Below are 11338 nucleotides of genomic sequence, written 5' to 3' on the forward strand. Positions count from 1 at the left end.
AAGACGTGAGGTGACAAAGTAATAGCAAGCTGAGATGGTTAATCTCATTATGAGAAGGCTGAACTGTTAAGTAGACAAAACTACAGTGTGCACGAAGCTGGGTCGGCAGTTTTCGCTGAGTTTGAAGTTATACTCGATGAATACTAACTCTCAGATGGGGAGCTTCGCTGCTAGCCCTGTTTTTATGCGTCAATTGTTTAAATGATTCAATAAATAAATAGCCTTTACGAGTTGCTGCTAGACACTGGGATTACTATTTAGACCAACAAAAAATAAGCCTTCCCGCTAGCGAGAAGGCTTATTGCAAAAATATACTGAAATAGTACTGAGCAGCTTAATCAGCTCGTCCGCTACCCTTGTTTATTTTTCTTATTTCTCTCGTAAGTTCAATTATACTGAGCAGCTTTTCTAGCGGTAAATGCAATCTGTACTTCCAAAAATGTTGTGAATTAGCCGGCATATTAATCTGCTCTTCATGGGGATCCTGACGACGTAAATCCGCACTCAGAGCCAGCATATCTTGAATCGGAAAAATGGCCCACATAGCCGGCGAATGCAGATGCTGCACCAGTATTTCGCGCACCACCCAGGGCTCACAATGGTAGGGCGCATGCTCTCCATGGTGGCCCAAGATAGTCTCGAAGAAATGCTGCGTTTTTACTCGGTCCTCTTCCCACCAACCCCGGAGCGTACTCATATCGTGGGAGCCTGGACTTACTACCGACAGGTAGGGTGCGTCGTTGGGGTGGCCGAATTCGGTGTTTGGGTTGGAAGGCATGCGTTGGATGTTGAGCCCCAGGATACCCAGCGCCTTCATCACACCCGGCACCGACTCTGGTACCATACCCAAGTCTTCGCCACAAATCAGCATGTTGGTGGCGTAGCGTACGGGCGGCAGCTTTACGAGGCCTTGCTCGCGCCAGAACCCTTCGTGGCGGTGGTAGAAGAAGTCGACGTAGATATCGTGGTACAAACGGCGGCGCGACTCCTCATCTAGCTCCGCAAACGAGATACTCTTATGGAGCGTGATGCGCGGGTGGTAGTGGTCGGGCCGCAGGTCGTCGGGCACGAACAGCACCTCGTTGATGAGCTGGTAGAGGCCGGTGCGCAGCCACTTGTAATGGTCGGTATTAGCAGGGTCGGCAGCCATTTTCGCCTCGAACACGGCTTCCACTTGGCGTTGGGTGCGCACGTGCTCTTTTAGCCGGATGTCGCCTGCTCGGCTGATTTCCTCCATAAACTCATCGAACACGGCTTGCGCCTGCCCATGGAAAATGTTCTGCACGAGGCGCCAGCGGATATACGGCTCGCACAACCGCGCATAATCGAACCAGCCCAGCCGCTGCTGAATCTCTTGTTGCGAGAAAGGCAGGGCCGGCGAGAAATGACCCAATAGTCCTTCCACTGAGTGCCCCGGAATCTCCCAGATGCGAAAGAAGCCTAGTATATGGTCGATGCGCAGGGCGTCGAAATAGCGGGCCAGCTGACCCATGCGCTGCTTCCACCACGCGTAACCATCTTCGGCCATCCGCTCCCAGTTGTAGGTCGGGAAGCGCCAGTTCTGGCCGGTGGTCGAAAAATCGTCGGGTGGGGCGCCGGCCTGTTGGTGCATATGGTACAGTTCGGGCTGCGTCCAGGCGTCAACGGAGTGGCGGTAGATGCCAATGGGCAAGTCACCTTTGAGGACCACGCCGTGCTGGCGGGCATAGGTTACGGCATCGCGCAGCTGCTGGTCGAGGTGGAATTGGGTGAAGAAGTGCACGCCAAACTCGTCGAAGTCGGGGGCGTCTTCTTGGGTCAGTTCATCTACCAGCTTGGGCGTGCGGTACTCTTCGGGCCACTGCTGGAAATCCGCCGTACCGAACCGGTCGCGCAAACCCGAGAAGGCAGCGTAAGGCACCAGCCAGGCCCGTTGCTCATCGTAATACGCTCGGAAGGCTGGGTCGGCGAGGAAGCTGGCTTTCTCCTGCTGATAAAGCTGCTTGATGAACTTCCACTTAGCCGTCATCATCGGCTCGTAGTCCACGAAGTCAAGCGCGTTTAGCTCTTGCCGCAGCGCGTCCAGCTCTTGCTGTGCGGCAGCATCTTGCAGCGGGGCTACCGCATCGAGGTTGAGGTATTGCGGGTGCAGCGCAAACACGGAAATAGCCGCGTACGGATACGAATCAACCCAGGTGTGCGTGGCCACGGTATCGTTGATGGGCAGGATCTGCACCAGTTTCAGCCCGGTGCTTACGGCCCAATCCACGAGCAGCTTCAAGTCTGGAAACTCGCCCACACCCAGGCCGCGCTGGCTGCGCATCGCAAATACGGGTAGCGCCACGCCAGCGCCACGCCAGGTGTTGAGGTACCGGAACTTGTCGTCGGTGCGCACCCGCAATGTGCGGCGGTCGGTGCTTGGGTCTAGTACGCGGTCCTCCCCCCCTTCCAGCTGAACAATGCGCTTTTCGTTCGGGTCCCAGATACCATACTTATAGCGCAGCGGCAACTCGGGCTGCTCTAGTGCTACCTCAGTAACCCAAGTGGGATACGTGGCATCGGAGAGCACCAACGCCTTGCGGCCGTCCCATGCTCCCACGGCCGCATCGGAGCCAAGTACGCATAGCTGCTGATTCAACTCGACACGCGGGGCAATTAATTGAAAGCGGACTACTGCGTCGGCTATCCGAGCTGTTGGGGTTGCCTTCCCGCTTTGGGTAGGGCGCTGAAACAGGGCCTTGGTGAAAGCGGCGGTAAGCAATTCGTTTTCAGGTTCGGCAGATGCCCGCCAGAAGTCCTCCAACACCAGCCGAGTGAACTGCCGACCATCGTAGACGATGGTGCGGTTGGGGCCCCACTCCGGCTGTCGGCTGCCGTCCCGCTCATCCACCAACACGTACTTATAGTCAAGGGTGCCGGGCTGGTCGTCGGGAACACTGATTTCGTGGCTCCAGATGCCAGAATCGGAATTGTAGTGCAGAGGCAACGCCTGGTCGAGGCTCCACTGGCCCAAGCTAGGCTCGGAGCCGGACACCATCAGCCGCTGGCCCCACGCAGTGCGAAAGGGCAAAGAAAAACGCAGAATCATGGATGGGGAGGGGAAGTAGGTTGAACGCGAAAGATAGGGAGTATAGGTTTTAATCGAGACCTAACGCACTACGGGTACCTCTTCAGAACGTTTGATATGCACCTGCGCCGTTGCCTTCCAACCCGCAGCTTGCTTTTTCCGTTTGGTTGTATTAACCGTCACCCTGTCTGATTACCACGCCTGTGCCTACTTACCTTCGTCGTACGCTGTATGTTGTTTTGGGCCTTGTTGGCTTCGTTCTACTCCTCGTGATTGGGGTGGTAGTAGCGTTGCAGTTTCCTTCTACGCAAGATTACGTTGCGCGCAAAGCCGCAACGTATCTACAAGACAAAATCGGCACGGAAGTGCGCATCGGCAAGTTCCGCACCGACTTCAAACACGCTCTGAACCTCGATGGGGTCTACATCGAAGACCAGAAGGGCGACACCTTGCTGTCGGTTGGCCACCTTGGCGTCGACCTCGACATCTGGGCGCTTACCAAGTCGCAAGTCAACCTAAAGTCTTTAGAGTTGAACGACGGCCGCTTGGCCATCAGCCGCACCGAACCCGACAGCATCTCCAACTACGACTTCATCGTCAATGCCTTCACCGCCGGCGATACGACCACCACTACTCCGGCCGACACCACCGGCTCGGGCTTCAAATACGACATCGGCGACTTGCGCCTAACCAGCATCTACCTCACCTATAACGACCAAGTAGATGGCTTAAACCTGAGCACCAAAGTTGGGGAGCTGGCCGTGAACATGGACGCGGTGGATGTAGACCAATCTATTTATAGAGTCGACCAAGCGGCGCTGCGCAATACCAGCATCAGCATGGAGCAAAGCAAAACTGCGCCGCCCGACACCGCCGTTTCTGAGCCGCTTGACTTGACGTTTGGGCTGAACAAGGCCACGCTCAACAACGTCAGCTTGGTGTACAGAAACACCCCGTCGGCCCAGTTCATCAGCACCCGCGTAGGCGAAGCCGACATTACGGCCGACAACATCGACCTCATTAATTCCCGGGTTGATTTGAACACGCTCCGCCTGCGCAACACCAGCATTGCCTACGCCCAGAACGAAAATGTGCCCGTAGAAAAGCGCGTCGTTAACCCGGCCGAAGCAGTGCGGGATATAAACGACGCCGTGGAAAAAGCTACGGGCCAGGAAGCTAGTTGGGTGGTCACGCTGAAGCGCTCCGACATTACCGGTGTAGATGTTGCCTTCGACAATTTCGATGAGCCTCGCTTGCGCACCCGCGTACCGGCCCTCGATTACAATCACCTCAAGTTCACCGACCTCACCCTCAACCTCGAGAATCTTTCCTACTCGGAAAACAGCACCACCGGCCGTATCACGCAGTTAGCGGGCAAAGACCAGAGCGGCTTCCAGATTACTTCGACCAAGGCCGACGTGGTGTTCGATTCGGTGCAGACCCGGCTTACTAACCTCGACCTAATTACGCCGCACACCCGAATCCGGCAGACGCTCGGCATGCGCTACGCCAGCCTCGATGCGCTGTCGGATACCAAGCAACTCTCCAACCTCGGCATCGAAGGCGACCTGCGCGACGTGCGCATTGGCTTCCGCGACATTCTGTATTTAGCGCCCGACCTGGCCGCTACTCCACCCTTCAATACGGGGCCCAATCAGTCGGTGCTGGTGAGTGGGCGCGTGAGCGGACGTGTAGGCGACTTGCGCATCCGAGACCTTGACTTCGTGGGGTTCCGCAACACGGAGGTGAAGGCTAGCGGCCGGATTCAGGGCTTGCCTGAAACCGACCAGCGCCTGTTAACCGACTTCAACATCCAGCAGTTCATTACCACTTCGGCCGACATCAACAGCTTGGTACCCAAGGGTACTATTCCTCCCGACTTTCAGTTGCCACCGCGCATCAGTGTAGCGGGCACTTTCCGGGGTCGGCCTACGGCTTTGCTTTTTGACACCGATCTGCGGGCTACTACTAGCTTCGGCAACGTGGCAGCCAAAGTAGATTTGGGCGCCGGGCCCAAAGGCCAAGAGCCCATCAATGCCACTTTTAATGTGCAAGGCTTCGATGTGGGCAAGGTGCTGCGCGACCCTACCATTGGGCGCATCACGGCTACCGGCCGCCTCTCCGGCCGCGGCGGCCTCGATCCTAACTTGCTGCGCGGACGATTGGTAGCCAACGTGCGCAGTGCCACCTACAACGGCTATACCTACCGGGGCATCACGGCCAATGTAGGCATCGACCGGAACCGCTATGTTGTGGATGCGCGCAGCCGCCAGGACCCCAACCTGAACCTGGATTTGCTGGCGACCATCAACCTGCGCAACGCCAACAACCCGAGCTACGAGGTGCAACGCCTCAACCTGCGTGGTGCCAACCTCACCGCCCTAGGCTTCTATACCGGCGGCGACTTGCGCGTACAAGGCGACCTAACTGCCAACCTAAGCGGTGCCGATGCCAACTCCATCAATGGCACCTTCACCGGCCGCAATATTGTGGTGGTGCGCGACAATACGCCGATTGCCCTCGACTCGATAACTGGCCGTATCGTGCAGCGGCCTGGCCGCACCGAAGTAGCGTTTAACTCCAACATTTTCGACCTCAACCTGCAAGGCAACACCGCCCTCGGCGACTTAGCCACAGTATTGCAAAGCCACATCGACCGGTACTTCGATTTACCGGGTGTTCAGTTCCGGCCTTCGACCGCCTACCGGCAATTCAGCTTCGATGCCAATGTGAAAAACACGCAACTGGTGCAACGGCTGGTGCCCGACCTCAAGCAACTCACTCCCTTCAAGCTCACCGGTTCTTTCGACAGCCGCGAAGCCGACTTACGCCTCAGAAGCCGTATCGAGCGGATTGTGTACCTCGGCTTTGCGCTAGACTCCTTGAAGTTTGATGTCAGCTCTAATCCTGAAAAGCTGGATTATGCGCTAGGCCTACGCCAAGTCAGCCAAGACACGTCGTTGCGCATTCCAAATCCTACACTGGCGGGCAGCATCCAGAACAACCAAATTGGCACTCGCCTACGCATTGCCGAGTCGGACAGTGCTGAGCGGTTGAACCTAGCGGGTGTGTTGCGGGTGCTGCGCGGTGGCGACGCTTACGCCTTCAGCTTCGACCCTAAAGTGCTGCTAGACGGCGTAGAATGGACCGTGACACCCGGCAACGAGCTTCGCTACACGACAACCAACGGCGCCATCTTCGCGCAAAACGTGGAGTTCCGCCGCAACAGCCGTTTCCTCACCTTGCAGACTTTGGCGGGTGCGCAGTATCCGCTCCAGGTCAGCATGGGCAACTTGGAAATCAACGGGCTGGCCCGTGCTGCCGGTTTGCAGGATTCTCTGGTAGCCGGTACGCTCAACGGCCAAGCCGTAGCCTTCAGCCTCGGTCAGCCTCGGCAGGCTTTCACGGCAGATGCAGCCCTCACGGGCTTCGCCTTCAACAAGTCAGTGCTCGGCGACATCAATTTGAAGGCGACTAACCCTAACCCCGACCGTTACAACGTTGATGTGCGCCTCACCAACCAACAAGGCATGGATGTGCAGGCGGTTGGCTACTATCTGGCCACGCCACCGAGCCCTATCCAGTTTGCCATCAATGTCAACCGGTTTGATTTAAAAATAGCCGAGCCTTTTTCACTCGGCCAGCTGCAAGAAACCGTTGGTGGCATCACCGGCAACCTCACCGTGAACGGTACCGTCAGTCAGCCGCGCATCAATGGTACCTTGACGACCACTGCCGATGCTGGTTTCACGCTCACGCAGCTAGGCGCGCCCTTCCGCATCCAGAGCCAGGCCATCAGTTTTGATAACCAAGGCCTGCGCTTCGACAACTTTACGGTGCTTGATTCCTTAGGCAACAAAGCAGTAGTAGATGGGCGAGTACTCACCCAGAATTACGTCGATGACTACCGCTTCAGCCTCAATGCGACTACCGAGGACTTTATAGCTATTCAAAGTACCGTCCGCGACAATCCTCTGTTCTACGGCAGGCTAACAGTCGATTCGGACACGCGTATTAGCGGCACTCTGGCCTTACCAGTTATTAACACCCGCGCTGTTGTTGGCGACAATTCCACGCTGACCGTAGTTACGCCCAACGACGAGGCGGGCTTAGTGGAGACAGACGGTATTGTGGAATGGGTCGATAAGAGCGCCCCCATTGACCCGATGTTGGCTCAGCAAGTACCAGTAGACACCGCTAAAACAGCTTCTGGTTACGACATATCCGCCCGCATTACGGTCAACGACAAAAGCCAGTTCACCGTCATCATCGACCCACTTTCCGGCGACAACCTGAAGGTGCGCGCCAACGGAACCCTCAACACTACCGTCAATGCCGCGGGCTCCATTACCTTGGCCGGGCGCTTGGAAGTGGCCGAAGGCAGCTACTATATGTCGCTCTACGACCTGGCTTCGCGCGAATTCACTATCGGGCAGGGCAGCTACCTCGTTTGGTCCGGTGACCCATACAATGCGCAGATGAGTATAGCCGCTATCTACAACGTGAAAGCGGCTCCCGCCGAATTGCTGGCTTCCCAAGGTCCTACCACTGATGATCCGCGCTTGCGCAACGCCACGCCTTTTCAGGTGTACCTGAACGTCACCGGGGAGCTTCTCAAACCGACTATTGGCTTTGATATCAAGCTTCCTGAAAACAGTAATGTAATTAGCCGCAACGAAATTGAAGCCCGCTTAGCGCAGTTGCGCCAGCCTAGCGAATCGTCGGAACTCAACAAGCAGGTATTCTCGCTGCTGGTTCTTAATCGTTTCCTTGCCAGCGACCCATTTCAGAGCAGCGGCGGAAGCATTGTAGGCGACCAGTTGCGGGGCAGTGCCAGCCAAGTACTCACCCAACAGCTTAACAATCTTACGGGCAGCTACCTGTCCAACTTAGGTGTGGAACTAGGGGTAAACTCCTCCGCCGATTTTTCAAGCGGCTCGGAGAAAACCCGCACCGACTTGAATGTAGCCGTGCGCCGACAGCTTTTCAATGACCGGGTAAGCGTACGCCTAGGCACCGATGTACCCCTAGCTGGCGGAGGCAACCAAGCCTCTCAGGGGCAACAAGGCGTCAGCAACTTTGCCGGCGACGTAAGCATCGAGTACAATGTACTGGCCAACGGCCGTATCCGTCTCCGGGCGTTCCGCAACAATGCCTACGCCGACATCGATGGCCAATACGTCCGAAACGGCGTCTCGCTGATTTTCCAGCGCGACTATCAGAGCTTGGCGGACCTTTTCAAGGGCCTTGATAAGGAAGTGAAGGAGGAAGTGAAAGACACCCGTCGCCGCAACCGCCGCGAGCGGAAAGCCAACCCCGATTCTTCAAACGTCATCACCACTGCTCCCCGCCGCGACTCCCTCCGGACGGCCCAACGTGCTACCACTTCCGGCCACTAGGCTGACCGGCCGCATTTTCTGGTGCCTAGTGCCGCGCGCGAGCAATTTTTCTCATTCTCTGAAGCTCAACAAAACACCTATTGCATATGCTCACTAGTGCTCTTCGTCCAGTCAAGAATAGTCTGGCTTGTTCTTCTGCTTCTAAAGTAAGGAGTTGGAAAAATAAGTTTGGGCGTTGGGCGGCTCTGGTTGTTTTACTGACAGCGGCATCATGCTCAGGCACCAAGTACATTCCTGAAGGCTCCAAGCTCTACACTGGCAGCACTGTGAAGGTGAAGTCCGATAACCCCATCCCCAACGAGAGTCTTCTAACCACCGAACTGGAAGGTGTTGTTGCCCCTAAGCCGAATAGCTCGTTTCTGGGGCAGCGGCCCAAACTTTATTTCTGGCACCTCGGCGAAGGCAAAACCAAAGGAATAGGCAAGTGGATAGCCGACAAGTACGGTGAAAAGCCCGTGCTGCTGAGCGAGATAGACACGCAACGAGTGAAGGGGTTAATGGTCAACCGACTCAACAACAGCGGCTATTTCAAGCCTGTTGTACATGCCAAAGTTGAAATAAAAGACCAGAGTGCCTCCGTCGACTACACGGCCCGAGTTGGCAAGCCCTACCTCATCAAAGAAATACAGTTCCCTAGCCGTGACACCCTCGTCGACCAAGCCATTCAAGCTACCAAAGCCGGTTCTCTACTGAAAGTAGGCGACCCTTACAACCTTCAAACCTTGGTCAATGAGCGAGTGCGCATTGATGGGATCCTCAAAAACCAAGGCTATTACTATTTCTCCCCCGACAATATTCTCTTCCAAGTAGATAGCACGCTCGACAACCAAGTGAATATCTATGTAACGGTGAAGAACAACATTCAAGATCGTGCTGTCCGTCCCTACGTTCTGAACCGCATTACTCTTAATACCAACTACTCACTATCTGATACCGCGTCGGCTGGCCGCACACCTATACTCTACAGAGGCTACCGCTATTTTCCCGACGAAGAGGTTTTTAGAGCAAAAGCCATTACCAACGCTACCTTTCTTTATCCTGATAGCCTCTACCGGCGGCGGCGCTCCGACCAGACTTTAAGCCGTCTTATGAGCTTAGGCACCTTCAAGTACGTCGATATTCGGTTTCGGCCTGCCCGCAACGTTCCTGACTCCGCTGGCTATGGTCACCTGAATGCCTTCGTACGCATGACGCAGGTGCCCAAGAAGTCTTTGCGAGCTGAAATCCAAATGAACACGTCCAACATTTTCAGCGGACCGTCCTTAGTACTACAGTTTCGCAATAGGTCGGCACTACGCGGTGCCGAGCAGTTACTCATAAATGCCAGCGCATCAGTGGAAACAGGGCAAGGCGCTTTATCCGGTGTCACCTCAACGCAATATGGTCTTGATGCGCAACTGCTCGTCCCACGGCTTATCACGCCACCTTTTGATATCCGCCTGCGCAATTCCGACTTCCAGCCCCGTACTTTCTTTGAGGCGGGTTACAAGTATGTATTACGAACGAAATACTTCCAGGAAGACATTTTTAACCTAGGCTACGGCTATAGCTGGAAGACCAAGGTTACCAACGAACAACGCCTGCAACCTATCGACTTACAATACCTTAGACTAAGCAAGCAAGAGCAGGTATTCACAGATCTACTGAACGAAAGGCCCTTCTTGGCAAATAGCTTTCGGCAGCAATTCATCTTAGGCAGCAGCTACCAGTACACCTACAACCAACAATCCCTGGAGCAGCGCCGTAATCAGTTTTACTTCAGCGGCGGCCTCGACTTATCAGGAAATCTAGCCTACCTACTCCAAAACCTTAGCGGCTCTTCAAAGACCGAAAATGGGTCCTATGCCCTATTTGGTCAGGAGTATTCGCAGTACACCAAAGTCGATTTGGAACTGCGCAATTACTACCGAATGTCCGCTAACCCAACTAGCGGCAATAAGATTGCCACCCGTCTGCTTATTGGCGTAGGGATGCCCTATCTAAATTCAAACGTACTTCCTTACCTCAAGCAATATGGCATTGGTGGTCCCAACAGTGTGCGCGCTTTCAATGCCCGCGGCATAGGGCCAGGTACCTACCGCCCTACCCAAGCTCAGCGCAACGCCAATAGCGGCTTTTACGACCAAGTTGGTGATATCCGTCTAGAAGCCAATGTGGAATACCGCCAGGACTTATTTCCATACGTGAAGGGCGCTCTATTTGTAGATGCTGGCAACATCTGGCTCGTAAATGCCGATGCTAGCCGTGCTACCTACGATTCCAACGGTAACCTGGACGGCCAGAATGGTCAATTTCAATTCAAAACTTTCTTACAACAGATGGCTGTCGGCGCTGGTGCGGGCATTCGCATTGATGTACAATTTTTTGTTATCCGCCTTGACGCTGCCTATCCACTGGTCTACCCATATGAAAACACCACTATCATCACCCCAACCAATGTAATTCCTGCCAACGATACTGGCTATAAGGCTATCAAGCTAAACATTGCTATTGGCTATCCCTTCTAATTTTACGCTTGCTGAAGTCTGATTTAAATCATCACGTTTACCTTTAAATAACAGATCCAAACAAAGTGTCACATAAAAGGCCAGAGTTCAAGCTATACCGCTTGACCTCTGGCCTTTGTAATTATCAATAATAACGAACTCTTATTAGCTGGATTTGAAAACAACTCTCGAATATTTCGAGTGGCAATAGTTTACTGAACTTTCAACCTAATCACTCCTACAACGATAAAATGAGAATAAAACAGCACCTCACTTCGTGATAAACCAACCTATCGGCTATTCTATAATATGCTATGACCTTTATGTTAATAAAGAGATTAGAATTTTTCTATTGCGTAGATACCGATTCACACGATCAATGCTCAAAATTAGGTACTGGCTAGAAG

At 54.4% G+C, this 11338-nt stretch carries 3 protein-coding genes; 2 read left to right on the plus strand and 1 reads right to left on the minus strand.

What is annotated here, in order from left to right; genetic code table 11:
* Positions 1-334: 334 nt before the first annotated feature.
* The gene (locus tag ACFE7X_RS20075) at positions 335-3067 is read right to left on the minus strand and encodes a 4-alpha-glucanotransferase (RefSeq protein WP_375437477.1); all 2733 of its coding nucleotides are present in this window, start codon (positions 3065-3067) and stop codon (positions 335-337) included.
* A gap of 182 nt (positions 3068-3249) precedes the next feature.
* Here ACFE7X_RS20075 and ACFE7X_RS20080 point away from each other — a divergent pair, with 182 nt between their 5' ends.
* Positions 3250-8445 (plus strand): translocation/assembly module TamB domain-containing protein, encoded by a 5196-nt coding sequence (locus tag ACFE7X_RS20080; RefSeq protein ID WP_375437478.1) that lies wholly within the window; start codon positions 3250-3252, stop codon positions 8443-8445.
* A gap of 272 nt (positions 8446-8717) precedes the next feature.
* Positions 8718-10952 carry a BamA/TamA family outer membrane protein gene (locus ACFE7X_RS20085; RefSeq protein ID WP_375437479.1) on the plus strand — a complete coding sequence of 745 codons (2235 nt, stop codon included), beginning with the start codon at positions 8718-8720 and terminating at the stop codon, positions 10950-10952.
* Positions 10953-11338: the final 386 nt, after the last annotated feature.

The sequence above is a fragment of the uncultured Hymenobacter sp. genome (genome assembly GCF_964242765.1).
In the GTDB taxonomy this organism is placed as follows: Bacteria; Bacteroidota; Bacteroidia; order Cytophagales; family Hymenobacteraceae; genus Hymenobacter.

Excerpts from the sequence above, each read along its gene's own strand:
- ACFE7X_RS20075 (WP_375437477.1), bottom strand. The coding sequence starts at position 3,067 with ATGATTCTGCGTTTTTCTTTGCCCTTTCGCACTGCGTGGGGCCAGCGG.